The 22,942-nt window shown below is 63.8% G+C and carries 22 protein-coding genes; 10 read left to right on the top strand and 12 right to left on the bottom strand.

Going from position 1 to position 22,942, the window contains the following annotated elements:
* Window positions 1-5 precede the first annotated feature (5 nt).
* From mltB to IFT44_RS10405, 7 genes are all read left to right on the top strand, one after another.
* On the top strand, window positions 6-1,016 hold the full coding sequence (gene mltB / locus IFT44_RS10435) for a lytic murein transglycosylase B (RefSeq protein ID WP_122475533.1): 1,011 nt from the start codon (window positions 6-8) through the stop codon (window positions 1,014-1,016).
* A complete protein-coding gene (locus tag IFT44_RS10430; RefSeq protein WP_122475531.1) occupies window positions 1,016-2,035 on the top strand; it encodes a septal ring lytic transglycosylase RlpA family protein in 1,020 nt (339 codons plus the stop codon). The genes mltB and IFT44_RS10430 overlap by 1 nt, the downstream gene beginning before the upstream one ends.
* Before the next feature lie 121 nt (window positions 2,036-2,156).
* Entirely contained in the window at window positions 2,157-3,317 is a 1,161-nt protein-coding gene (locus IFT44_RS10425; RefSeq protein ID WP_122475529.1) for a D-alanyl-D-alanine carboxypeptidase family protein, read from the top strand.
* A 79-nt stretch (window positions 3,318-3,396) separates the two neighbouring features.
* Window positions 3,397-3,672 (top strand): DUF493 domain-containing protein, encoded by a 276-nt coding sequence (locus IFT44_RS10420; protein ID WP_122475527.1) that lies wholly within the window; start codon window positions 3,397-3,399, stop codon window positions 3,670-3,672.
* Window positions 3,672-4,319, top strand: a complete 648-nt coding sequence (gene lipB / locus IFT44_RS10415) for a lipoyl(octanoyl) transferase LipB (RefSeq protein ID WP_122475525.1) — start codon at window positions 3,672-3,674, stop codon at window positions 4,317-4,319. The genes IFT44_RS10420 and lipB overlap by 1 nt, the downstream gene beginning before the upstream one ends.
* A 1-nt stretch (window position 4,320) precedes the next feature.
* Window positions 4,321-5,352, top strand: a complete 1,032-nt coding sequence (gene lipA, locus IFT44_RS10410) for a lipoyl synthase (protein WP_122475523.1) — start codon at window positions 4,321-4,323, stop codon at window positions 5,350-5,352.
* Window positions 5,353-5,475: 123 nt separating this feature from the next.
* On the top strand, window positions 5,476-6,387 hold the full coding sequence (locus IFT44_RS10405) for a S66 peptidase family protein (protein ID WP_192137664.1): 912 nt from the start codon (window positions 5,476-5,478) through the stop codon (window positions 6,385-6,387).
* A gap of 34 nt (window positions 6,388-6,421) precedes the next feature.
* Here the strand turns inward: IFT44_RS10405 and IFT44_RS10400 are convergent, their stop codons facing one another.
* From IFT44_RS10400 to leuS, 4 genes are all read right to left on the bottom strand, one after another.
* Complete coding sequence (locus tag IFT44_RS10400; RefSeq protein WP_192175870.1) at window positions 6,422-7,741, bottom strand: lytic murein transglycosylase; 1,320 nt, start codon at window positions 7,739-7,741, stop codon at window positions 6,422-6,424.
* Window positions 7,742-8,012: 271 nt separating this feature from the next.
* The gene (gene holA / locus IFT44_RS10395; protein WP_192058446.1) at window positions 8,013-9,050 is read right to left on the bottom strand and encodes a DNA polymerase III subunit delta; all 1,038 of its coding nucleotides are present in this window, start codon (window positions 9,048-9,050) and stop codon (window positions 8,013-8,015) included.
* 74 nt (window positions 9,051-9,124) lie between these two features.
* Entirely contained in the window at window positions 9,125-9,730 is a 606-nt protein-coding gene (locus IFT44_RS10390; protein WP_122475517.1) for an LPS-assembly lipoprotein LptE, read from the bottom strand.
* A gap of 72 nt (window positions 9,731-9,802) precedes the next feature.
* The gene (leuS, locus tag IFT44_RS10385) at window positions 9,803-12,409 is read right to left on the bottom strand and encodes a leucine--tRNA ligase (RefSeq protein WP_192175869.1); all 2,607 of its coding nucleotides are present in this window, start codon (window positions 12,407-12,409) and stop codon (window positions 9,803-9,805) included.
* 250 nt (window positions 12,410-12,659) lie between these two features.
* On the opposite strand from leuS, the gene IFT44_RS10380 reads away from it, so the two are divergent.
* Window positions 12,660-12,992 carry a hypothetical protein gene (locus tag IFT44_RS10380; protein ID WP_192137667.1) on the top strand — a complete coding sequence of 111 codons (333 nt, stop codon included), beginning with the start codon at window positions 12,660-12,662 and terminating at the stop codon, window positions 12,990-12,992.
* Between the two features lie 59 nt (window positions 12,993-13,051).
* Entirely contained in the window at window positions 13,052-13,816 is a 765-nt protein-coding gene (locus IFT44_RS10375) for a YdcF family protein (protein WP_192175868.1), read from the top strand.
* Between the two features lie 119 nt (window positions 13,817-13,935).
* Here the strand turns inward: IFT44_RS10375 and lnt are convergent, their stop codons facing one another.
* From lnt to miaB, 5 genes are all read right to left on the bottom strand, one after another.
* The gene (gene lnt, locus IFT44_RS10370; protein ID WP_192175867.1) at window positions 13,936-15,453 is read right to left on the bottom strand and encodes an apolipoprotein N-acyltransferase; all 1,518 of its coding nucleotides are present in this window, start codon (window positions 15,451-15,453) and stop codon (window positions 13,936-13,938) included.
* 33 nt (window positions 15,454-15,486) lie between these two features.
* Entirely contained in the window at window positions 15,487-16,326 is an 840-nt protein-coding gene (locus tag IFT44_RS10365) for an HlyC/CorC family transporter (RefSeq protein ID WP_122475507.1), read from the bottom strand.
* A gap of 6 nt (window positions 16,327-16,332) precedes the next feature.
* Entirely contained in the window at window positions 16,333-16,833 is a 501-nt protein-coding gene (gene ybeY, locus IFT44_RS10360) for an rRNA maturation RNase YbeY (protein WP_185795146.1), read from the bottom strand.
* Window positions 16,826-17,833, bottom strand: a complete 1,008-nt coding sequence (locus tag IFT44_RS10355) for a PhoH family protein (RefSeq protein ID WP_192175866.1) — start codon at window positions 17,831-17,833, stop codon at window positions 16,826-16,828. The genes ybeY and IFT44_RS10355 overlap by 8 nt, the downstream gene beginning before the upstream one ends.
* A gap of 425 nt (window positions 17,834-18,258) precedes the next feature.
* The gene (gene miaB, locus IFT44_RS10350) at window positions 18,259-19,587 is read right to left on the bottom strand and encodes a tRNA (N6-isopentenyl adenosine(37)-C2)-methylthiotransferase MiaB (protein WP_122475500.1); all 1,329 of its coding nucleotides are present in this window, start codon (window positions 19,585-19,587) and stop codon (window positions 18,259-18,261) included.
* A gap of 133 nt (window positions 19,588-19,720) precedes the next feature.
* On the opposite strand from miaB, the gene IFT44_RS10345 reads away from it, so the two are divergent.
* On the top strand, window positions 19,721-20,047 hold the full coding sequence (locus IFT44_RS10345; protein ID WP_043192686.1) for a DUF1820 family protein: 327 nt from the start codon (window positions 19,721-19,723) through the stop codon (window positions 20,045-20,047).
* A 24-nt stretch (window positions 20,048-20,071) separates the two neighbouring features.
* On the opposite strand, the gene IFT44_RS10340 is transcribed toward IFT44_RS10345, so the two are convergent.
* The 3 genes from IFT44_RS10340 to thiE all read right to left on the bottom strand — a co-directional run bounded on the left by IFT44_RS10340 (window position 20,072) and on the right by thiE (window position 22,913).
* Window positions 20,072-20,623, bottom strand: coding sequence for a tetratricopeptide repeat protein (locus IFT44_RS10340; RefSeq protein ID WP_122475498.1), 552 nt, complete (start codon window positions 20,621-20,623; stop codon window positions 20,072-20,074).
* A 362-nt stretch (window positions 20,624-20,985) separates the two neighbouring features.
* On the bottom strand, window positions 20,986-22,269 hold the full coding sequence (hemL, locus tag IFT44_RS10335) for a glutamate-1-semialdehyde 2,1-aminomutase (protein ID WP_122475496.1): 1,284 nt from the start codon (window positions 22,267-22,269) through the stop codon (window positions 20,986-20,988).
* Between the two features lie 17 nt (window positions 22,270-22,286).
* Window positions 22,287-22,913: a thiamine phosphate synthase gene (thiE, locus tag IFT44_RS10330; RefSeq protein ID WP_122475493.1), complete on the bottom strand. Its 627-nt coding sequence runs from the start codon at window positions 22,911-22,913 to the stop codon at window positions 22,287-22,289.
* Window positions 22,914-22,942: the final 29 nt, after the last annotated feature.

The raw sequence follows: 22,942 nt of genomic DNA, 5'->3' as shown, positions 1-22,942 counted from the left end.
ATTGCATGCAAGTAATGCGTAGCTGGGCAGCTCGGAACGTTCCCTGGATCGGCCTGATGGGCCTGTTGGGGTCGGCACAGCATGCCAGCGCCGGCGACTACGGTGGCTCGCCCCAGGTGACCCAGTTCATTGGTGAAATGACCCGCGACTATGGCTTCGCCAGCGAGCAGTTGAACGAAGTGTTCAGGGAAGTCGAGCGCAAGCAGTCGATTCTGGACGCGATCTCGCGTCCCGCCGAACGGGTCAAGCCGTGGAGCGAGTATCGGCCGATGTTCATCACCGATGCGCGCATCGCCCGCGGCGTGGATTTCTGGCGCCAGCACGAAGCGGTGCTGGCCCGTGCGGAACGCGAATACGGCGTACCGGCGCAGGTCATCGTCGCGATCATCGGTGTCGAAACCTTCTTTGGTCGCAACACCGGCAATTTTCGGGTGATCGACGCGTTGTCCACCTTGAGCTTCGATTACCCGCCACGCGCGGCATTCTTCCGCAAGGAGCTGCGGGAGTTCTTCCTGCTGGCCCGCGACGAACAGCTCGACCCACTGACCCTCAAGGGTTCGTACGCCGGCGCCATGGGCCTGCCGCAGTTCATGCCCAGCAGCTTCCGCGCCTACGCGGTGGATTTCGACGGCGACGGTCACATCAACATCTGGACCAACCCCGATGACGCCATCGGCAGTGTTGCCAGCTATTTCAAGGAGCATGGCTGGGTGGCCGGTCAACCGGTGGTCAGCCGTGCCGGCGTTTCCGGCCCGCAGGTCGACGACGGCTTGAGCCCGGGCATCGACCCGGTCAAGAATGTCGCGCAGTTGCGGGCGCTGGGCTGGTCGAGTCATGATGCGCTACGCGATGACCTGCCGGTGACCGCCTTTCGCCTGCAGGGCGCCGAGGGCCCGGAATATTGGCTGGGCCTGAAGAATTTCTATGCAATCACTCGCTATAACCGCAGTGTGATGTACGCCATGGCTGTGCACCAACTGTCGGAATCGCTGGTTCAAGCACGGGGCGTCAAGTAATGCGGGCAATGCCGATACATACATCCTCCGCCATCGCGGCCTGCGCGGCCTTGGGCCTGCTGCTCGCCAGCTGCTCATCGACGCCGCCGCCGTCGCGTACCGTGAAGCAGTCCGGCCCGACCGTCAAAGCCATGCCTGGCCTGAACATCAACCGGGCACACAAGGACGGCGCGCCGTGGTGGGACGTCGACGTGTCGAAGATTCCCGACGCCGTGCCCACCCTGCACACCGGACCGTACAAGGCCAACCCCTACACGGTACTGGGCAAGACCTACTTTCCGATCGCCGAGTCGCGTCAGTATCAGGCGACCGGCACGGCGTCATGGTACGGCACCAAGTTCCATGGCCAGAACACCGCCAACGGTGAGGTCTACGATCTGTATGGCATGAGTGCGGCGCACAAGACCCTGCCGCTGCCCAGCTATGTACGCGTGACCAACCTGGACAACAGCCGCAGCGTGGTGCTGCGGGTCAATGATCGCGGGCCGTTCTACTCCGACCGCATCATCGACCTGTCCTATGCCGCGGCGAAAAAGCTGGGCTACGCCGAGACGGGTACGGCGCGGGTACGTGTCGAAGGTATCGACCCGCAGGAATGGTGGGCGCAGCGCGGCCGTCCGGCGCCACTGGTGCTCAACCAGGGCCCGGTGGTGGCGCAGGCCCGGCCCAACATCACGCCGTCGGCTGGTACGGTCGAGCAATACACGCCGCCGCCGCAGCAGCACGCGGTCGCCACGCTGCCGGTGCAGATGGACGCAAAAAAAAACGGTTCTGCACAAGCGTCTGGCCTGTATCTCCAGGTGGGAGCGTTCGCCAACCCCGACGCTGCGGAGCTGCTGCGTTCCAAGCTGAGCTCGATGGTCAGCGCGCCGGCTTTCACCAGCCAGATCGCCGTCAACCAGCAGACGTTCTATCGGGTACGCCTGGGACCGATCAATTCCCAGGGTGAAGCCCAGCAGATTCAGGACAACGTGCGCATGGCCAATCTTGGCGTGCCCAAGTTGGTGACACTGGATTGAACCGCGCCGCCTGCGGGCGGCGCTGCAATGAGCGCCCGGCAACGGGCGTGCGACACCGGGCCGCCGCCCACAACAAGACTGCCCGCAAGGGCATGTGCCCATCAGCAATTTCGAGAGACGGATGAACATCACCACACTTGCCAAACGCCTGTGCCTGCTTGTACCGCTGATCATCGCCCCTGCCGCTTGGGCGGCAGATCAGATGATGCCAGCGCCGCCGCAACTGGCTGCCAAATCCTACGTGCTGATGGAAGCTTCCAGCGGTAACGTGCTGGTTGAAAACAACGGCGACCAGCGTCTGCCGCCAGCCAGCCTGACCAAACTGATGACCGCGTACATCGCGACCCTGGAAATCCGTCGTGGCCAGATCGGCGAGAACGACCCGGTCACCGTCAGCGAAAACGCCTGGCGCACGGGCGGTTCGCGGATGTTCATCAAGGTCGGTACCCAGGTATCGGTCAGCGACCTGCTGCACGGCATCATCATCCAGTCGGGCAACGACGCTTCGGTGGCGCTCGCCGAGCACATCGCCGGCAGCGAAGACGCCTTCGCCGACATGATGAACACCACGGCTGGCAAGCTGGGCATGACCAACAGCCACTTCATGAACCCGACCGGCCTGCCGAACCCCGAGCATTACTCCACGGCCCACGACATGGCGGTACTGGCCCGTGCCATCATTCACGAAGACCCGGCTCACTATGCGATCTACTCGCAGAAGGAGTTCTTCTGGAACAACATCAAGCAGCCCAACCGCAACCTGCTGCTGTGGCGCGACAAGACCGTCGACGGCCTGAAGACCGGCCACACCGAAGAAGCCGGCTACTGCATGGTGTCCTCGGCCGTACGTGACGGCATGCGCCTGATCGCCGTGGTCTTCGGCACCAACAGCGAGCAGGCCCGCGCTGCCGAAACCCAGAAGCTGCTGACCTACGGCTTCCGCTTCTATGAAACCCAGACCTTCTACCAGAAGGGCACCGAGCTGGCCAAGGCACCGGTATGGAAGGGCGACATCCGCGAAATCAAGGCCGGCCTGGCCGAAGACCTGACCATGACCCTGCCCAAGGGCCAGTTGAAGAACCTGGCTGCGAGCATGACCATGAACCCACAGCTGACCGCGCCTATCGCCAAGGGCGACGTGATCGGCAAGGTCGAAGTGAAGAACGGTGACAAGATCGTTCAGACCACCGACCTGATCGCGCTGGACGATGTACAGGAAGGTGGTATTTTCCGCCGCGTATGGGATAGCGTTCGTCTATTCTTCTACGGCTTGTTCAACTGATATCGCGACCGCGCGCCCTCGCCTTTGCAACAGGCGAGGGCGTTGTCGTTTTCACGGTTTACCCGAGGCCGTCATCGCCATGACCGATACCGAAGTAAAAGAGCCGAAAATCGAATTTCCCTGCGCCGACTACCCGATCAAGATCATCGGCGATACCGGTGTGGGCTTTCGCGACACGGTGGTGCAGATCGTCGAAAAGCACGCAGCCGTCAATCACGACAAGAATGCCGAGCGCCAGAGCAGCAACGGTAACTACACCACGTTGCAGCTGCATATCCTGGCCACCGGCCAGGAGCAGCTCTACAACATCAACAGTGAGCTGCGCGCCACCGGCATCGTCAAAATGGTGCTGTGATGCCGCAATGCCTGGGGTTTCGCGAACTCGGCCCGTTGCCTTACGAGCCGGTATGGCACGCGATGCAGCGGTTCACCGACCAGCGCGATGCAGAGACTGCCGATGAGGTCTGGCTGGTCCAGCACCCGGCCGTGTTCACCCAGGGCCAGGCAGGCAAGGCCGAGCACCTGCTGGTGCCCGGCGAGATCCCGGTGGTGCAGGTCGACCGCGGCGGCCAGGTGACCTACCACGGCCCCGGGCAGTTGGTCGTGTACCTGTTGCTGGACGTGCGCCGGCTGGGCTACGGGGTGCGAGAGCTGGTCACCCGCATGGAGCACACCCTGATCGATCTGCTGGCCTCCTACGGCGTGCAGGCTGCCGCCCGTGCGGATGCGCCCGGGGTGTACGTGGACGGGGCGAAGATCGCTTCGCTGGGCTTGCGTATCCGTCGCGGTTGTTCGTTCCATGGGCTGGCGTTGAACGTCGACATGGACCTTGCGCCGTTCCGGCGGATAAATCCATGTGGATATGCTGGCCTGCCGATGACGCAGATGTGCGATCATGTCGCACCCCTTGAATTTGCCGAGGTCAGTGCGAGGCTGCGAGCGCAGCTGGTCAAGCACCTCGACTATGTTGAGCAGACGACCCTTACGGGCGGAATCGACTGATATGACTACCGCGACAGAAGCTGTGCAAACGCTGATCCCCCTGCAGAACCTCGCCGAGGGTGCGCCCAAGGCCAATGCGCCACGGCCCAGGGTCGAGGCGGGCGTCAAGCTGCGCGGTGCCGAAAAGGTCGCGCGCATCCCGGTAAAGATCATCCCCACCGAAGAGCTGCCGAAGAAGCCCGACTGGATCCGGGTACGCATCCCGGTGTCTCCCGAGGTCGACCGGATCAAGCAACTGCTGCGCAAGCACAAGCTGCACAGCGTCTGCGAAGAAGCCTCCTGCCCCAACCTGGGTGAATGCTTCTCCGGTGGTACCGCGACTTTCATGATCATGGGTGACATCTGCACCCGCCGATGCCCGTTCTGCGACGTCGGCCATGGTCGCCCCAAGGCACTGGATGCCGACGAGCCGATGAACCTGGCCGTGGCCATCGCCGACCTGCGCCTCAAGTACGTGGTGATCACCTCGGTGGACCGTGACGACCTGCGCGACGGTGGTGCCCAGCACTTCGCTGACTGCCTGCGGGAAATCCGCAAGCTGTCGCCGGGCGTGCAGCTGGAAACCCTGGTCCCCGACTACCGTGGGCGCATGGACGTGGCCCTGGCCATCACCGCGCAGGAGCCGCCGGATGTGTTCAACCACAACCTGGAAACCGTGCCGCGCCTGTACAAGGCCGCGCGCCCCGGTTCTGACTACCAGTGGTCGCTGACCCTGCTGCAGAAGTTCAAGGAGCTGGTGCCTCATGTGCCGACCAAGTCGGGCCTGATGCTGGGTCTGGGCGAGACCGACGAGGAAGTGATCGAGGTGATGCAGCGCATGCGCGAGCACAACATCGACATGCTGACCCTGGGCCAGTACCTCCAGCCTTCGCGCAGTCACCTGCCGGTACAGCGCTTCGTGCATCCGGACATCTTTGCCTGGTTCGCCGAAGAGGGCCACAAGATGGGCTTCAAGAACGTCGCCTCCGGGCCGTTGGTGCGTTCCTCGTACCACGCCGATCAGCAGGCGCACGAAGCCAAGATCAAGCTCTGATCGACTAGATCATGTGGGCGCGGGGCGGGCGGCGAGCCGTCTGGTCGTGAAGCGCCCCCACGCGCTGCATAGCCTGAGGGCAGGGCGCGCCGCTCGTTCCTGCCGGGATTGAGAATTTCGACCATGCGATTACCCCCACGCCTGCCCGACCACGGCACGATCGCCTTGATCGCGCCCGCCGGTCCCATCGAGCTGGACGTAGAGGCAGCTTGTGCCTGGGTCCGCGCGCGTGGCTATACGCTGCGCATCTACCCCGGTGTCGCGCTGGCCCAGGGTTACCTGGCCGGCAGCGATGAAGCCCGTGTGCAAGACCTTCACGACGCTTTCGCCGACCCCGAGGTAGACGCCGTTCTTTGCCTGCGCGGTGGCTATGGCACCCCCCGCCTGCTGGACAAGATCGACTTCGCGCTGCTGGCGCGACACCCCAAGCCATTGGTTGGCTACAGCGATATCACCGCGCTGCATCTGGCCATCGCTCGCCACGCCGGGTTCGTCACCTTCCATGGGCCACTGTTCAAGGCCGATCTGCTGACGCAGAAGCGGGCGCCTACCGAGTCGTCGCTGTGGCAGGCGCTGCGTGGCGAGATCGGCGCAGGTGACCTGCTGCGTCATCCGCCCGAGTGGCCGTTGACCACGGTAGTGCCGGGGCAGGCCCAGGGTTGCTTGATGGGCGGTAACCTGGCCATGATCAGTGCCACGCTCGGCACGCCGTACGAGCTTCCCGGTGATGGCATCGTGCTGTTCATTGAAGACGTCAACGAGCCCTTGTACCGCGTGGATCGCTTTCTGACTCACCTGCGTCTGGCAGGCAAACTGAAGGGCGTGCAGGGCGTGATCGTTGGCGACTTCGCCGGAATCGCTGTCGAGCAGATGACTCCGTTGCTGCTCGAGACGTTCCAGGCCGAGGGTATCCCGGTCCTGGCTGGCTGGCGCAGTGGCCACTGCGACCCGAACCTGACCTTGCCGTTGGGCGTGCAGGTCAGGCTGGATGCCACTGCGCAGCAGGTCTGGCTGGAGCAGGATGTGGTGGCCTAGGCGAGGCCTGGGCCACCCGTGCAGGTCAGCGCGCTCACTGTTGCGTACGCAGCGCCTCGAGCAGCTTGTGGGTCGGGTACCCGTCGGCTGGCCAGCCCATGGCTTGCTGGGCACTGCGGATGGCCTTGCGGGTATTGGCACCGATAATGCCGTCCGCAGCGCCAGCATCGTGGTTGCGTGCGCTCAACAGGCTCTGCAGCTCGATGCGTTCGGTGCGCGTGAGTGGCATGTCATCCTTGGGCCAGGTGCCTTGGATGTAGCCCGACCCCTGCAGGCGCAGGGCCAGGAGGCTTACGCCCAATGCGTAGGACGAGGAATTGTTGTACTTGAGGATCGCACGGAAATTGTCGAAGACCAGGAAGGCCGGGCCCCGGTAGCCCGCCGGCAGAAGCAGCGCTGCTGCGGCATTTTCGCTGCCCGCCGGGACTGTACCGCCTGGCATCGCCGCAACGCCCAGGCGCTGCCATTCGCTGACCGGCCTGCGGCTGTTGCCGTCGGCCAGGGCGTAGTCGAAGCCCTCGGGCAGGCACACTTCCAGCCCCCACGTCTGGCCACTCTGCCAGCCCGAACTCTGCAGGTAGTGGGCGGTGGAGGCGAGGGCATCGGCGGCGCTGTTCCAGATGTCGCGCCGGCCATCGCCGTCGAAGTCCACGGCATGGGAATTGTAGGTGGTGGGAATGAACTGGGTCTGGCCCATGGCACCGGCCCACGAACCCAGCATGCGGTCGGGCTGGATGTCGCCGTTCTGCAGGATCTGCAACGCCGCCAGCAGCTGGCTCTGGGCGAATTCGGGGCGACGGCCTTCGTAGGCCAGGGTCGCCAATGAGCGGATTACCGATTTGTCACCCTGGATCTGGCCGAAGCTGCTTTCCATGCCCCATACGGCAACCAGTACCTGGCGTTCGACGCCGTAGCGCTGTTCGATGCTCGAGAGCACGTCGGCGTACTGCTCGAGCATGGCCTGACCACGGCGCAGGCGGGTCGGGGAGATCGCCCCGTCCAGGTATTCCCATACCGGGCGGCTGAATTCGGGCTGGCTGCGATCGGCCTTGATCACGCTCATGTCCGGTGTGACGCCCTCGAAGGCGCGGTCGAATAGCTGCGCGTCGACGCCGCTGCGCAGGGCTTGCTGACGAAAGCCCTGCTGCCATTCGGCGAATGTCTGGGTGGGCAGCACCGGGGTGTCGACGCTGCTTGGCGCGGGCGCCATGGGCACCGGCAACGCAGGCTGGACGATGGGGGCAGGCAGGGTATCGGCGACGGTGGGTTTTTCCGCGCAGGCGACCAGCAAGGCCAGGCAGGTAGTCACGGCGAACTGGCGCATGGGCCAGCCTGAGGTACGACGAGAAGACATTCACAAGTCCAGGGCTTTCGGGGCAGAGGCAAACCTTAACATGCCAGCCGAATCAGTAGCATGGGTTTAGCCTTGTCAGCGATCACCCCGACAGACCGCAGTGCAGCTTTCGCGGCCACGGACCGCTCCTACGGGGATCACGGTCACCCTGTAGGAGCGGTCATCGGCCGCGAAGGGTTCGGCGCGGTTGACCAGCCATACCGCACGCCGCTTTCGCGGCCACACCGCAGGTCACCTGTGGGAGCGGGCTCTGCCCGCGAAGGGGGCGCTGCTATTCTGCGGGCAGGCTCAGCCGTTGGCCGGCCATCAGCAACGACAACCGCGACAGGCCTATCCATACCGACCCTGGCGCCTGGCCCTTGATCTGCGCGTCGATGCGCTGGGCATCCTGCAGCAGCTGTGCCCAGCGCAGCGCCGAATGCCGCTGCAGGGCCTTGCTCATCAATGGCTTGCGCTTGTCCCACACTGGCGGACGGGCCTGGCTGAAGGCCTTGTCCAACGGTACGCCCTGGCTGTACTGCTGCGACAGGCTGGCCAGCAAGCGCAGCTCACGGGCCAGCGCCCAGAGAATGACCGGTGGCTCGACACCCTCGCCACGCAGCCCTTCGAGCATGCGCAAGGCGTGTTCGGCCTGGCCGTTGAGGATCGCGTCGATAAGGCCGAACACGTCGAATCGGGCGCTGTCGGCAACCGCCGATTGCACCGTCTCCAGCGTCACCTGACTACCCTCGGCGAGCAGCTTGAGCTTCTCGATTTCCTGCGCTGCCGCCAACAGGTTGCCTTCCACCCGAGCGGCGATCAGCTCGACCGCCTCCGGTTGCGCAGCCAGCCCAGCCTGGGCCAGGCGCTGGCGGATCCACTGCGGCAACTGCTGCGCATCGACCGGCCAGATCTGCACGAACTGGGTCTGCGCGCCATCGACCAGCGCCTTGCCCCACTTGGTTTTCTGCGCACTACCGTCCAGTTTGGGCAGGCTGATCAACAGCACGGTATCTTCGGCGGGCCGCGAGCAATACTCGATCAGCGCCGCAGCGCCCTTGTCGCCTGGCTTGCCCGACGGCAGGCGCAGTTCCAGCAGGCGCCGCTCGGCGAACAGCGACAGGCTGGCGCCGGCCTGCAGCAGCGTGCCCCAGTCGAAATTGTTGTCGGCGCTGAACACCTGGCGCTCGTCGAAGCCCTGCTGGCGCGCCGCCGTGCGAATGGCGTCGGCCGCCTCCTGACAGAGCAGCGGATCGTCGCCACTCACCACGTAGACGGGCGCGAGCGGCCCTTGCAGGTGCTTGCCGAGTTGGGCGGGGCTGATCTTCATGGACGCATCGACAGGATTCAAATCTTCACGGGGGCAATGACAGCGAAAAGGGCGCTTGAGCGCCCTTGTCTGCCTTACTGGTTGGGAATCTGGATCGGCGACTGCTGTGGCGTCGAATCCATCACGCGCTGAGCTTCGGCAGCAGCGTCGGCTTCAGCCTTGGCACGGGCGTTGGCGTCCACCTGGAGCTTTTCCAGCTGTGCAGGGGTGATCTGCTGCAGACGCAGCATCATGCGCTGCACCAGTTCGTTGCGCATTTCACGGCGCACCTGGCTCGCCTCCTGATCGGAGCCGGTCAGGTTGTTGCCGTCGTGAACGTAAACCTTCTGCACTTCGAGCTTGTCGTTGAGCAGCGTCAGGTTGTTCTGCCCGCGGATCTCGTACTGCAGCGTGTTGCTCAACTCGTACTCGGACGAGCGCGCCGAACCGCTGTAGCTGGCCGTGCGCTGGTCGCCACGCTCGTCCACCAGGTCCAGGGTGTATGGAGCGCCGCTGGCCACGTTGACGCCGCTGCCCTGCAGCGCCTTGCGCAGTTGCACCACGGTCTGGCCGTAGGCGTCGCGGGCAGTGAGGTTGAGTTCCTTGATGGCCAGCTGGTTGGTGCCGGTACCCCGGAGCTGGAAACCACAGGCGCTCAGCAGGACAGCCAGGCCCATAACCAGCAGATTGCGTTTGATCATCTTGTTGCTCCCTTGAAACCTTGTTGGCTGTGGCGTGCTTGACGGGCGCCCGATGAAGCGGGCGCCGGTCGATCAGCTGGCGACGATGTTGACCAGTTTACCCGGTACGACGATGACCTTGCGGATGGTCAGGCCGTCGGTGAAACGCAGCACGTTCTCGTTGACCCGTGCGGCGGCTTCGATCTCTTCGCGGCTGGCGCTGGCAGGCATGTCGATCTGCCCACGCAGCTTGCCGTTGACCTGGATGACCAATTGCAGGCTGTCCTGCACCAGCGCCGATTCGTCCAGCGTCGGCCAGTTGGCGTCGATCACGGCGTCGGTGTGGCCCAGTTGCTGCCACAGCTCATGGCTGATGTGCGGAGTGATCGGCGCCAGCAGCAAGGTCACGGCTTCCAGGCCCTCGTGCAGCAAGGCACGGTCCTGGTCGGTGGCCTGCGGGGCTTTTTCCAGCACGTTCATCAGGGTCATCACCTGAGCGATGGCCGTGTTGAACTTGTGGTTCTGGCCCACGTCCTGGCTGGCCTGCTTGATCGCCAGGTGAATGGCGCGGCGAATGGCCTTCTGCTCGTCATCGAGCGCGGCGACGTCGAGGGGCGCGTGCGAACCCTGGCCAACATGGGCCTGGGCCAGACGCCAGACGCGCTTGAGGAAGCGGTGCGAGCCTTCCACGCCGGAGTCGGACCATTCCAGGCTCATGTCGGGTGGCGAGGCGAACATCATGAACAGGCGGCAGGTGTCGGCGCCGTACTGGTCGATCATCGATTGCGGGTCGACGCCGTTGTTCTTCGACTTGGCCATCTTCTCGGTGCCGCCGATTTCCACCGGCAGGCCGTCGCTGATGAGCTTGGCCGAGATGATCTTGGCCTTGGCATCGCGTACCAGTTCGACGTCGGCCGGGTTGAACCAGGTCTTGCTGCCGTTGGCTTCGAGACGGTAGTAGGTTTCGGCGATGACCATGCCCTGGGTGAGCAGGTTCTTGAACGGCTCGTTGGAGCTGACCAGGCCTTCGTCGCGCATCAGCTTGTGGAAGAAGCGTGCGTACAGCAGGTGCAGGATCGCGTGCTCGATACCGCCGATGTACTGGTCAACGGGCAGCCAATGGTTGGCCGCTGCCGGGTCGACCATGCCGCCTTCATAGTGCGGCGATGCATAGCGGGCAAAGTACCAGGACGATTCCACGAAGGTGTCCATGGTGTCGGTTTCGCGCTTGGCCGGCGCGCCGCATTTCGGACAGCTGCACTCATAGAACTGAGGCATGCGCGCCAACGGCGAACCGGCGCCATCGGGGACGACGTCTTCGGGCAACACGACCGGCAGTTGATCTTCCGGGACCGGCACGTCGCCGCAGGCGTCGCAGTGCACGATCGGAATCGGGCAGCCCCAGTAGCGCTGGCGGCTGATGCCCCAGTCGCGCAGGCGGAACTGGGTACGCGACTTGCCCAGGTCCTTCTTGATCAAGGCCACTTCGATGGCATCGAAAGCGCCTTCGAAATCGAGCCCGTCGAATTCGCCGGAATTGATCAGCGGACCGTGCTCGTTGTAGGCCGCGACCCAGGGCGCAGGCGTCAGGTCGCCCGCGCTGGTGCGCACCACCGGCTTGATCGGCAGGTCGTACTTCAAGGCGAACTCGAAGTCGCGCTCGTCGTGGGCCGGCACGGCCATGACCGCGCCGTCGCCGTAGTGCATCAGTACGTAGTTGGCGACCCAGACCGGCAGCTTCTCGCCGGTGAGCGGGTGCTCGACGAACAGCGTGGTCGGCATCCCGCGTTTTTCCTGGGTGGCCACGTCGGCCTCGGCCACGCTGCCGCTCTTGCACTCGTCGATGAACGCCTGCAGCGCAGAATCGGAGCGTGCCGCCAGGGTGGCCAGGGGGTGCTCCGCAGCGACGGCCACGTAGGTGGCGCCCATCAGCGTGTCGGGACGGGTGGTGAAGACCTTCAGCGTGCCGGCTTCGCCAATGGAGGCCTGGTGATACGGGAACTGCACTTCCATGCCCTTGGACTTGCCGATCCAGTTGCGCTGCATGGTCTTGACCTGTTCCGGCCAGCCCGGCAGTTCGTCGAGGCTTTCCAGCAGCTCATCGGCGTATGCAGTGATCTTGAAGTAGTACATCGGTATTTCGCGCTTCTCGATCAGCGCGCCCGAACGCCAGCCACGACCGTCGATGACCTGCTCGTTGGCCAGTACCGTCTGGTCGACCGGGTCCCAGTTCACGGTGCCGTTCTTGCGGTAGATCACGCCTTTTTCGAACAGGCGGGTGAACAGCCACTGCTCCCAGCGATAGTAGTCGGGCTTGCAGGTGGTGACTTCGCGCGACCAGTCGATGGCCAGGCCCAGGCTCTTGAGCTGGGTCTTCATGTAGGCGATGTTTTCGTAGGTCCACTTGGCCGGCGCGACGTTGTTCTTCATGGCCGCGTTTTCCGCCGGCATGCCGAACGCATCCCAGCCCATCGGCTGCAGGACGTTCTTGCCCTGCATGCGCTGGTAGCGCGCGATCACGTCGCCGATGGTGTAGTTGCGCACGTGCCCCATGTGCAGTTTGCCGCTGGGGTAGGGGAACATCGACAGGCAGTAGTACGTGTCCTTGCCTGGCTGTTCACTCACTTCAAAAGACTTCTTCGCATCCCAGAAAGACTGGGCGGCGGCTTCGATTTCGCGGGGCTGATAGAGTTCGTGCATGGCTACTTTGCGCTGAGAAATGGGTGACCTTATCCGGCAGCTGCTAAATAGGCTGAGCCTGTTGGCAAGGTACGATGATATTAAACGCCGTAGCATACATGACCCCCCTCTATCGAGGGAAACCTTGATTGCAGCTGCCGGGAAGTGGCAGGCACTTGACGCATTCCGTTGGTCGCTGCAACCGGCTGATTTTCCAGCCAGCGCTAAGCTGATGAAGCAAAGAACGTTTTCTCTCAAGTGAGGTGAGCGAATGCTGGAGCCGCCTATCAAAGCCACGCAGCCCGATGTCTACGAGCGACTCATCGACCGCTTGGGGCTAGCCCTGGATGTGGCCCGCACTGCGGTGCGCCTGCGCGATGAAAAACCTGCGGAACTGGAGTTGCGCGGTTTGAGCCGGGCCGAATACGAACTGATCGATGCCTACCTGCACGCCTGCGGCGAACGCGCCTGCGTCGAGCCCCAGGCTCCGGCTCCGGTCGCGCCTGCGCTGAAGCCCTCGGCGAAAGTGTACTGGCTGCACGAGCACGATCGGCGCCGTTCGCCAATCGGCAAGCACGGTCACGGGTATTCGGGAAAGTCGTGACGGCAGTTGTTCGTCATCGTGGCAACCCTTAGGCTTCGGGCATCTTCTGGAGATGCCCGATGTTTTCCCGCTTTGTGCTCAAACAGCTGTTATTGCCCCCCGGTATCTTTCTCGTCCTATTGTTGGCGGGCTGGTGGCTGCGCCGTCGTTGGCCGCGCCTGGCCGGGGCCTGTTTCGTGGTCGGGCTGGGCGGGCTGTGGTTGATGAGCCTGCCGGTGGTGGTGCAGGGTGCGGCCGGCTGGCTGGAAGACCAGCCGACACTGCCTGTGCAAGAGTGGAGCAGCCTGGCGCAGCGTGCCGACGCCATCGTCATTCTCGGCGCCGGTCGCGAGCGCGGCGACCCGGCCTGGGATGGCATCGACCAGCCCACCGGCGTCGCGCTCGAGCGGGTTCGCTATGCGGCGCGGCTGGCCAAGGCATCCGGGTTGCCGGTGCTGACGTCCGGAGGCTTGCACTTCGGCTCGCCGCCCAGCGAAGCGTGGATCATGGCGCAGTCGTTGCGCGACGATTTCGGCACTTCCGCGCGCTGGATGGAAGAGCGCAGCCGCACGACCTGGGAGAACGCCCGGTTCAGCGCCGAACTGCTTGCCCAGTATGGCATCAAGCGTGTGGTGGTGGTGACCCAGGCCTGGCACATGCAGCGCTCGCGCTGGAGCTTCGAGCAGAACGGGTTGGAAGTGGTGCCGGCACCGGTGGGGTTCCTGGGCACCGACAATGCAAGGCCGCTGGGAGGCTGGCTGCCTGAGAGCAAAGCCATCTGGCAGAACGGCCAGCTGCTCAATGAAGCGGTGGGGTTGGTAGGGTACAAGATGTTTTATCGGTGATCTTGAGGGCCTCTTCGCGGGCAGAGGGCTCGCCGCCCGCCCCGCTCCCACAAAGAACGGGCTACAACACGAACCGGTGGGAGCGGGCTCTGCCCGCGAAGAGGCCAGCACAAACGCCATCAAACCCTGCCAGCAGCCCTTCTACGCAGCAACGCCCAACCCAGCAGCAATACGCACACTACTGTCATCGGCCACGAGCGCAGCAATAGATAAGGCGTCAAACCCTGCATGGGCGTCACCTCCCCATACAGCACCGCCTCTTCGAACTGCGGCACCTGAGTGGTGATGCTGCCGAACGGATCGATCAGCGCCGTGACCCCATTGTTGGTAGCGCGAATCATCCAGCGCCCGGCCTCCAGCGCGCGCATCTGCGCCATCTGCAGGTGTTGCAGCGGACCTATCGAGGTGCCGAACCAGGTGTCGTTGCTGATCGTCAGCAGCAGGTCGCTGCGCGCAGCCATGCTCGCCGCCAATTCCGGATACACCACTTCGTAGCAGATGAACGGCGCGATCCGATACCCCTTGGCCTGCAGCAACGGCTGGTCGGCCGGGCCGCGGGCGAAGTCGGACATGGGCAGGTCGAAAAACGCGATCAGGCCGCGCAGCAGATCCTGCAAGGGCACGTATTCACCGAAGGGTACGAGCTTCTGCTTGCGATACAGGCCTTCGCCTTCACCCGCCACGGTGATGCCGTTGTAGAACCGGCGCTGCCCGTCCTCGACCTGACGAATGGGGACGCCGGTGATCAGCGCCGAATGACGCTCGCTGGCAAACCGGCCCATCACGGCCAGATAGCCCTGGGCCGAGTCCATGAGCACCGGCACCGCCGTTTCCGGCCAGACGATGATATCCGCCGGCTTGGAGACGAACGTCTTGTCGCGGTACAGCTGCAGTTGATGGTCGACCGCTTCGGGGTTCCATTTGATGCTCTGGGCAATGTTGCCCTGCACTGCGGCCACCGTGAGTGGCTCGCCCGCGGGTGCCGTCCACCCGTGCCCCTTGAATGCCAGGCCCAACAGCCAGGGCGCCAGCAGCAGGATCACGCCTGCGGCCAACAACGGCTTGCGCTCGCGCAGGCGCGACAGGTTGCACAACAGCGCTGCGCTCAGAGCCAGGGCAAAGGACACCAGCCACATGCCGCCCATGGGTGCAAGGCCGGCGAGCGGGCCGTGCAGCTGGCTGTAGCCACTGTAGAGCCAGGGAAAACCGGTCAGAAACCAGCCGCGGAACGCTTCCTGGCCCAGCCACAAGGCAGCGAAGGCAAGCGCGTCGGCCAATGGCGCATCGGTGCGCCGGAACCAACGCGCCCAGGCCCAGGCGGGCAGGGCGAAGAACAGTGCCACGGCGGCGACGAAGCCGAGCATCAGCAGCGCCGCCAGCACCACCGACGCACCGCCGTAGGTGTGGATGCTGACGTAGATCCAGCTGGTGCCGGCACCGAACAGGCCGAAGCCATAGCACCAGCCACGGCCCAGCGCCTGGCGTGGTTTCAACTCGCGCAGACCAAGGTAGAACAGGGCCAGCGAAAGCAGGGCCAGCGGCCAGATATCGAATGGGGCCAGGAACAGCGGGGTCAACCCGCCGGCCGTCATGGCCAGCAGGTTACCGGGCCAGCCGGGGCGGGTGATCCAGCGCATTATTTTCCTTAACGAGGAGTCTGGGCAGAGGCCTCAGCGAGCGATTGGCGTAAGGCGCAGCAAATGGATGCGGCGGCTGTCGGCATTGAGGATGCGAAAGCGATAGGCACCGATCTCGGTCGTCTCGTTGCGCTTGGGCAGATGGCCGAAGGCACTCATCACCAGGCCGCCGACGGTGTCGAATTCGTCGTCCGAGAACTGGCTTTCGAAGAACTCGTTGAAGTTCTCGATCGGCGTCAGCGCCTTGATCAGGAAGTCACCGCTGGGCAGCGGCTTGATGTAGCTGTCTTCCTCGACGTCGTGCTCGTCCTCGATGTCGCCGACGATCTGTTCCAGCACGTCCTCGATGGTCACCAGGCCCGCCACACCGCCGTATTCGTCGATGACGATGGCCATGTGATTGTGGTTGGCGCGGAACTCGCGCAGCAGCACGTTCAGGCGCTTGGACTCGGGCACGAAGGTGGCCGGACGCAGCAGGTCCTTGATATTGAAGTTCGCGTGGTCGTTCTGCAGGATCAGCGGCAGCAAGTCCTTGGCCAGCAGCACGCCGATCACGTCGTCGTGATTCTCGCCGACCACCGGGTAGCGCGAGTGCGCAGCGTCGATGACCGCGGGCAGGAATTCCTGCAGCGTCTGGGTGGACTTGATGCTGATCAGCTGCGAGCGCGGCACCATGATGTCGCGCACTTGCAGGTCGGCGACCTGGATGGCGCCTTCCACGATGGTCAATGCTTCGCTGTCCAGGAGCTTGTTCTGGTGCGCTTCGCGCAGCAGTTCCAGCAGTTCCTGGCGGTTCTTGGGCTCATGGGCAAAAGCCTGGGTCAGTTTACCCAACCATGACTTCTGCCCGTTGCTCGATCGATCTTCGCTCATAGCCCTTTACTCGTGATCCTTGCCAATTGCTTTGGTGGGGGTGTCGTCGACGTGTTCGTCGGCGGCATAGGGGTCCGGATGACCCAATTGTGCAAGCAACTCTCGTTCCAGTGCTTCCATTTCCTCGGCCTCATCGTCGTCGATGTGGTCGTAGCCCAGCAGGTGCAGGCAGCCGTGCATCACCAGGTGCGCCCAGTGGGCGTCCAGGGCCTTGCCCTGTTCGGCGGCTTCGCGTTCCACCACCGGCACACAGATGACCAGGTCGCCCAGCAACGGGATGTCGAGCATCTCGTCCGGCACGTCCGCAGGGAATGAAAGCACGTTGGTTGCGTAATCTTTGTGACGATAGGTCAGATTCAGCTCGCGGCCTTCGGTTTCATCGACCAAGCGAATGGTCATCTCCGAATCGGCGCTGCGCTGGCGCAACGCCAGCTCGCACCAGCGGCGGAACTCGGCGTCGCTCGGGCCAGGCGCGGTGCTGGCCCGTTGCAGGTCAAGCTCAAGCATCGCGGCGTTTGTCCCCGGCCTCGTTGACGATGGCGGGCCGGGCGTCGAAGCGCTCGTAGGCCTCGACGATGCGCTGCACCAGCGGGTGACGGACGACGTCCTTGGGCTTGAAGTGGGTGAAGCTGATGCCCGGTACGTCCTTGAGCACTTCGATGACCTGGCTCAGGCCCGACTTGGTGCCCTTGGGCAGGTCGACCTGGGTGATGTCACCGGTGATCACCGCCGTGGAGCCGAAACCGATCCGGGTCAGGAACATTTTCATCTGTTCCACGGTGGTGTTCTGGCTTTCATCGAGGATGATGAAGCTGTTGTTCAAGGTGCGTCCGCGCATGTAGGCCAGCGGCGCGATCTCGATGACCTGTTTCTCGATCAGCTTGGCGACGTGTTCGAAGCCGAGCATTTCGTAGAGCGCATCGTAGAGCGGGCGCAGGTAGGGGTCGATCTTCTGCGCCAGGTCACCGGGCAGGAAGCCGAGCTTTTCGCCCGCTTCCACGGCAGGGCGCACCAGAAGAATGCGTCGGACCTGCTCGCGCTCGAGGGCATCGACGGCGGCGGCCACGGCCAGGTACGTCTTGCCAGTACCTGCCGGGCCGATCCCGAAGTTGATGTCGTTGCTCAGGATTTCCTTGACGTAGCGCTGCTGGTTCAAGCCGCGCGGCTTGATCATGCCCTTGCGGGTACGCAGCGCGACCGGGACTTCTCCGGACGCTGGATCGTCGAGTTCCTGGACCGCCGACTCCTGCAGAAACAGGTGGACCGTATCGGGGGACAGCTCGGTGGCCTTGGTTTCCCGGTACAGGCGGCGCAGCAGGTTTTCTGCTGAGCGCGTGTGTCGGGCGTCGCCGATCAGTTCGAACTGATTGCCACGGTTGCGGATTTCGATTTCCAGGCGCTGTTCGATCAAGCGCAGATGCTCGTCGAATTGCCCGCACAGGTTGGCGAAGCGGCGAGCCTCGAAAGGCTCGAGCAGGAAGCGATGTGGTTCGATAGGTGCGTTCAAGGTCGTATTCGGCCGCCCGACGGCAATTGAAATGAGTCCAAGGATAACCCCTGTCAGGGGCGGGGCGAAAGGGGTGGGCGGCGAATGGCCTTGGCCAGCGCCTGGCTGGCTGTCGGCGGTGCGGCTTTCGCGGCCACTGACCGCTCCTACAAGGATCGCGGTCACCCTGTAGGAGCGGTCATCGGCCGCGAAGGGTTCGGCGCGGTGAACCTGACATACCGCGGTGCCCCTTTCGCGGCCACGGACCGCTCCCACAAGGATCGCGGTCACCCTGTAGGAGCGGTCACCGGCCGCGAAGGGTTCGGTGCGTTGAACCTGACACACCGCGGTGCGGCTTTCGCGGCCACTGACCGCTCCTACAAGGATCGCGGTCACCCTGTAGGAGCGGTCATCGGCCGCGAACGTCGCGCCGCGGTGTGGATCTGTCAGGCCAGCAGTTCGCCGCGCAGCGAGTGGGGGCGGGCCTCGGCAATGTGGATGTCGACAAACTGGCCGATCAGCCGTGCATCCGAGCAGGTGAAATTGACGATACGGTTGTTCTCGGTACGCCCCTGCAACTGGCCGGGATCCTTGCGCGAATAATCGGTGACCAGAATGCGCTGGGTAGTGCCCACCATCTGACGACTGATCTCGAAGCCCTGCTGGTTCAGCCGATGCTGCAGCGCATCCAGGCGCTGTTTCTTCACCGTCTCGGGCGTGTCGTCGGCCAGATCCGCCGCCGGCGTACCAGGCCGCTGGCTATAGATGAAGGAGTACGAGAAATCCATGCCCACATCGGTCACCAGTTTCAGGGTCTGCTCGAAGTCTTTCTCGGTTTCGCCGGGGAAACCGATGATGAAGTCCGAGCTGATGCAGATGTCCGGTACCGCCGCCTTGAGCTTGCGCAGCTTGGATTTGTATTCCAGCACCGTGTGGCCGCGTTTCATGGCCGCCAGCACGCGGTCCGAGCCCGATTGCACCGGCAGGTGCAGGTGCTTCACCAACTGCGGCACTTCGGCATGGGCCAGGATCAGGCTGTCGGAAAACTCCAGTGGGTGCGAGGTGGTGTAGCGGATGCGCTCGATCCCGTCGATCTGTGCCACCACCCGGATCAGCTCGGCCAGGTCGGCCAGGCGACCGTCGTCGGTCTGGCCGCGGTAGCCGTTGACGTTCTGCCCCAGCAGGGTGACTTCGCGCACGCCGTTGTCGGCCAGGTGCATGACCTCGGCCAGGACATCGTCGAACGGTCGGCTGACTTCTTCGCCGCGGGTGTAGGGCACCACGCAGAACGTGCAGTATTTGCTGCAGCCTTCCATCACCGAGACGTAGGCGGTCGGGCCGTCGATGCGCGGTTCGGGCAGGTGGTCGAACTTCTCGATCTCGGGGAAGGAGATGTCCACCTGCGGCAAGCGGGTGATGCGCGCCGCGTCGATCATCTCGGGCAGGCGATGCAGGGTCTGCGGGCCGAACACCACGTCGACGTAGGGCGCGCGATCGCGGATGGCTGCGCCTTCCTGGCTGGCCACGCAGCCGCCGACCGCAATGACCATGTCCGGCTTGGCCAGCTTCAGTTCGCGCCAGCGGCCCAGTTGCGAATAGACGCGGTCCTGGGCGCGCTCGCGGATCGAGCAGGTATTGAGCAGGATCACGTCGGCGTCTTCTGCGCGTGCCGTGACTTCCAGGGCTTGATGTTCACCCAGCAGGTCGACCATGCGCGAGCTGTCGTACTCGTTCATCTGGCAACCGTGGGTTTCGATATAAAGCTTCTTGGCCATGGGGTGATCATCAAGTGGTTCAAAGAACCGCGCATTATAGTGCCCGTGGTCGGTGGTTCCTAGCATTGCCTGTCGGGCGGCTATGCTATAGTTTTCGCCCTCTTTCAAGCTCACGACCTTATATCTGCCGACGATGACCAAACGCGAAGCTCCAATCTACAAAGTGATTTTCCTCAACCAGGGCCAGGTATTCGAGATGTACGCCAAGCAGATCTACCAGAGTGATCTGTGGGGGTTTCTGGAGGTCGAGGAATTCGTCTTTGGCGAGCGCACCACCGTGGTCGTCGACCCCAGCGAAGAAAAGCTCAAGGCTCAGTTCGAAGGCGTGACGCGCAGCTTCGTGCCCATGCACTCGATCGTGCGGATCGATGAGGTCGAGCGTTTGGGCACGCCGAAGATCAGCGAGGCACGCATGACCGGCAATGTCATGCCATTCCCGATGCCGATGCCCGACAAGTAGTCATCTGTCGGGCCGCTGCCAAGCTCAGGGCAGTGGGGCGAAAGGCGAACGGCTGCCTTCGGCCGTCTGCAATTCGAGCAGGTACTTGCGGAAAATCTGCCCCAGCACTTGAGTGGCCACTTCGAGGTCTTCGCGGCGCATCTGCCCGGACACCTCGTCGGCGACGTCCAGTGCATCCTCGGCGCCATTGACCGCCGCCATCTTCAGCACGATATAGGCCTGGATGTTGTTGGCCGCCACGCCTTCGCCCTTGAAGAACATGGTGCCCAGGTGATACTGGGCCTCGGCATGGCCTTGCAGGGAGGCTAGTTCGAAGTAGCTGAGGGCCTGGTTCAAGTCGCGTTCGGTTCGAGTACCGTCGTAATAGAACTGACCGAGTTCGAATTGCGCCTGGGCGTCGCCGTCCTTTGCAGCCTGCTGACACGCAGTCAGCGCCGCGGGCAATGCCTGGGCAGAGGTATTGAGGGTGCAGCGACCCACCGCCGGAATCAACAACGAATTGCCGCCTGCGGTAGCCATTAGCGGCTGAAGAAGCAACAGGCAGCCCAATGCAAGGGCGCGGCCGGTGCGGTTCATGGGGATCGACTTACCTCTGCGAAATGCGGGCGGACCCGACGTCGAAACGTGGCGGGTGCTGCATTATGAAATAAGCGGGGGGGCTGTTACAAAGTCTTTACTCGTTTTTCTGCGATATCGCCCAGATGGCACTGTTTCACGGGGTGCCAGCCGCGGCAGCGGTCCGTGGCCGTAGACAATCCAGCACGCTGTGTCAGGCGCGCCGTGTTGCCTTCTTCGCGGCCGCTGACCGCTCCTACGGATTTAGATGCAACCCTCTGCGTAGGAGCGGTCCGTGGCCGCGAACGATGCGCTGCGGTCGGCCAGGCATACCGCAGCGTCCTTTTCGCGGCCGCTGACCGCTCCTACGGGAGTGAAGGTGGTTATTTCAGCGCAGCAAACGCTTTCTCGGCAGCATCCAGGGTAATCGCCAGCTCGGCATCGCCGTGGGCGATGGACGTGAAGCCTGCCTCGAATGCACTTGGCGCCAGGTACACGCCGCCGTCGAGCATCAGGTGGAAGAAGCGCTTGAAGCGATCGGCGTCGCTGGTCATGACGTCTTCGAAGGTGACGATGTCATCGGCGCCGCTGAAGTACAGGCCGAACATGCCCCCGGCCTGAGTGGTGACGAACGGGATGCCCGCGGCATCGGCACGCTGCTGCAGGCCGTCGAGCAGGCGTGCGGTGTAGTCGCTCAGCTCGTCATGGAAACCGGGGCGGCTGATCAGCTTCAGGGTGGTCAGGCCAGCGGCCATGGCCAGCGGGTTGCCCGACAACGTGCCGGCCTGATAGACCGGACCCAGCGGCGCAATGTGCGACATGATCTCGCGCTTGCCGCCGAAACAGCCGACGGGCATGCCACCACCGATGATCTTGCCGAAGGTGCTCAGGTCCGGCGTCACGCCATAGTAGGCCTGGGCACCACCGAGGGCCACGCGGAAACCGGTCATGACTTCGTCGAAGATCAGCACCACACCGTACTGGTCACAGAGGCGACGCAGGCCTTCCAGAAAACCGGGCGCTGGCGGTACGCAGTTCATGTTGCCCGCCACCGGTTCGACGATGATGCACGCCACTTCATCGGCGACTTCGGCGAGCATCTGCTCTACTGCGGCAATGTCGTTGAACGGCAGGGTCAGGGTGTGTTTGGCGAACGCCGCCGGCACGCCAGGCGAGCTGGGCACGCCAAGGGTCAGGGCGCCGGAACCGGCCTTGACCAGCAGGCTGTCGGAATGACCGTGGTAGCAACCCTCGAACTTGATGATGCTGTCGCGCCCGGTGAAACCACGGGCCAGGCGAATGGCGCTCATGGTTGCCTCGGTCCCCGAGCTGACCATGCGCACCATTTCCATGGACGGCACGATCGCGCAGACCAGGTCTGCCATCTGCGTTTCCATTTCGGTGGGGGCGCCGTACGACAGACCATGTTCAAGCTGCCTGCGCACCGCATCGAGCACGTCCGGGTGGCTGTGGCCGAGAATCATCGGACCCCATGAACCCACGTAGTCGACGTAGCGCTTGTCGTCTTCGTCGGTGACATAGGCGCCAGCAGCATGCTTGAAGAACAGCGGCGTGCCGCCCACGCTCTTGAAGGCGCGCACGGGCGAGTTGACGCCACCGGGGATGTGCTTCTGGGCGTTGGCGAACAGGGTTTCGGAACGGGACATAGATAAGCTCTCTTGCATCAGGCAGTTTCGAACAACGCGTTCAGCGCGCGGGCGCGGCGGGTGACTTCCTGGGCCGTGTCGGCGCCGAACAGCGCATGCACCACGGCCAGCAGGTTGGCACCCTGGGCCACCAGCGGGGCGGCGTTGTCCAGGGTGATGCCGCCAATGACGGCAATCGGCAATTTCAATTCGGCACGCGCCTGCGCCAACAGTTCCAGGCTGGCAGGCGATGCGTCGGGCTTGGTCTGGGAGGCGAAGAAGCGTCCGAAGGCCACGTAGCTGGCCCCTTCGCGGGCGGCCTGATGGGCCAGGTCGAGACGGTTGTGGCACGTGCTGCCGATGATCGCCCTGCGCCCAAGCAAGGCGCGTGCAGGCGTCAGTGGGCCATCGGTCTGCCCCAGGTGCACGCCGACGTTGAGCCGCGCGGCCAACTCGGCGTCGTCGTTGATAATCAGGTGCGCCTTGTAGCGCTCGCACAGCTGGCGCAATTTCTCGGCTTCGCGCAGGCGCCGGGCGTCGTCGTTGCTCTTGTCACGGTATTGCAGCAGGGTAATGCCGCCGTCCAGTGCAGCCTCGACGTACTTGAGGAACTTGCCGGCCAACAGCTGGCTGTCGGTGATGGCATAGACGCCACGTAGGTTCATCGCTCGGTCCTGAGGCAGGGGGCGGGGGT

Origin of the sequence: Pseudomonas sp. CFBP 13710 (assembly GCF_014842235.1) — a bacterium.
In the GTDB taxonomy this organism is placed as follows: Bacteria; Pseudomonadota; Gammaproteobacteria; order Pseudomonadales; family Pseudomonadaceae; genus Aquipseudomonas; species Aquipseudomonas baltica.
The sequence above is the reverse complement of the archived record's forward strand: the minus strand, read 5'-3'. Positions and strand labels throughout refer to the sequence as shown.

Bases quoted from the DNA above. Each gene is read 5' to 3' on its own strand.
- ybeY (WP_185795146.1), bottom strand. From the start codon at position 16,833: ATGCTTGAGCTTGACCTGCAACGGGCCAGCACCGCGCCTGGCCCGAGC.
- IFT44_RS10430 (WP_122475531.1), top strand. From the start codon at position 1,016: ATGCGGGCAATGCCGATACATACATCCTCCGCCATCGCGGCCTGCGCG.
- IFT44_RS10390 (WP_122475517.1), bottom strand. From the start codon at position 9,730: ATGATCAAACGCAATCTGCTGGTTATGGGCCTGGCTGTCCTGCTGAGC.
- holA (WP_192058446.1), bottom strand. From the start codon at position 9,050: ATGAAGATCAGCCCCGCCCAACTCGGCAAGCACCTGCAAGGGCCGCTC.
- thiE (WP_122475493.1), bottom strand. From the start codon at position 22,913: ATGAACCTACGTGGCGTCTATGCCATCACCGACAGCCAGCTGTTGGCC.
- IFT44_RS10375 (WP_192175868.1), top strand. From the start codon at position 13,052: ATGTTTTCCCGCTTTGTGCTCAAACAGCTGTTATTGCCCCCCGGTATC.
- IFT44_RS10380 (WP_192137667.1), top strand. From the start codon at position 12,660: ATGCTGGAGCCGCCTATCAAAGCCACGCAGCCCGATGTCTACGAGCGA.
- lipA (WP_122475523.1), top strand. From the start codon at position 4,321: ATGACTACCGCGACAGAAGCTGTGCAAACGCTGATCCCCCTGCAGAAC.
- leuS (WP_192175869.1), bottom strand. From the start codon at position 12,409: ATGCACGAACTCTATCAGCCCCGCGAAATCGAAGCCGCCGCCCAGTCT.
- hemL (WP_122475496.1), bottom strand. From the start codon at position 22,269: ATGTCCCGTTCCGAAACCCTGTTCGCCAACGCCCAGAAGCACATCCCC.
- IFT44_RS10365 (WP_122475507.1), bottom strand. From the start codon at position 16,326: ATGAGCGAAGATCGATCGAGCAACGGGCAGAAGTCATGGTTGGGTAAA.
- lipB (WP_122475525.1), top strand. From the start codon at position 3,672: ATGCCGCAATGCCTGGGGTTTCGCGAACTCGGCCCGTTGCCTTACGAG.
- IFT44_RS10405 (WP_192137664.1), top strand. From the start codon at position 5,476: ATGCGATTACCCCCACGCCTGCCCGACCACGGCACGATCGCCTTGATC.
- lnt (WP_192175867.1), bottom strand. From the start codon at position 15,453: ATGCGCTGGATCACCCGCCCCGGCTGGCCCGGTAACCTGCTGGCCATG.
- IFT44_RS10425 (WP_122475529.1), top strand. From the start codon at position 2,157: ATGAACATCACCACACTTGCCAAACGCCTGTGCCTGCTTGTACCGCTG.
- IFT44_RS10340 (WP_122475498.1), bottom strand. From the start codon at position 20,623: ATGAACCGCACCGGCCGCGCCCTTGCATTGGGCTGCCTGTTGCTTCTT.
- IFT44_RS10345 (WP_043192686.1), top strand. From the start codon at position 19,721: ATGACCAAACGCGAAGCTCCAATCTACAAAGTGATTTTCCTCAACCAG.
- mltB (WP_122475533.1), top strand. From the start codon at position 6: ATGCAAGTAATGCGTAGCTGGGCAGCTCGGAACGTTCCCTGGATCGGC.
- IFT44_RS10400 (WP_192175870.1), bottom strand. From the start codon at position 7,741: ATGTCTTCTCGTCGTACCTCAGGCTGGCCCATGCGCCAGTTCGCCGTG.
- IFT44_RS10420 (WP_122475527.1), top strand. From the start codon at position 3,397: ATGACCGATACCGAAGTAAAAGAGCCGAAAATCGAATTTCCCTGCGCC.
- miaB (WP_122475500.1), bottom strand. From the start codon at position 19,587: ATGGCCAAGAAGCTTTATATCGAAACCCACGGTTGCCAGATGAACGAG.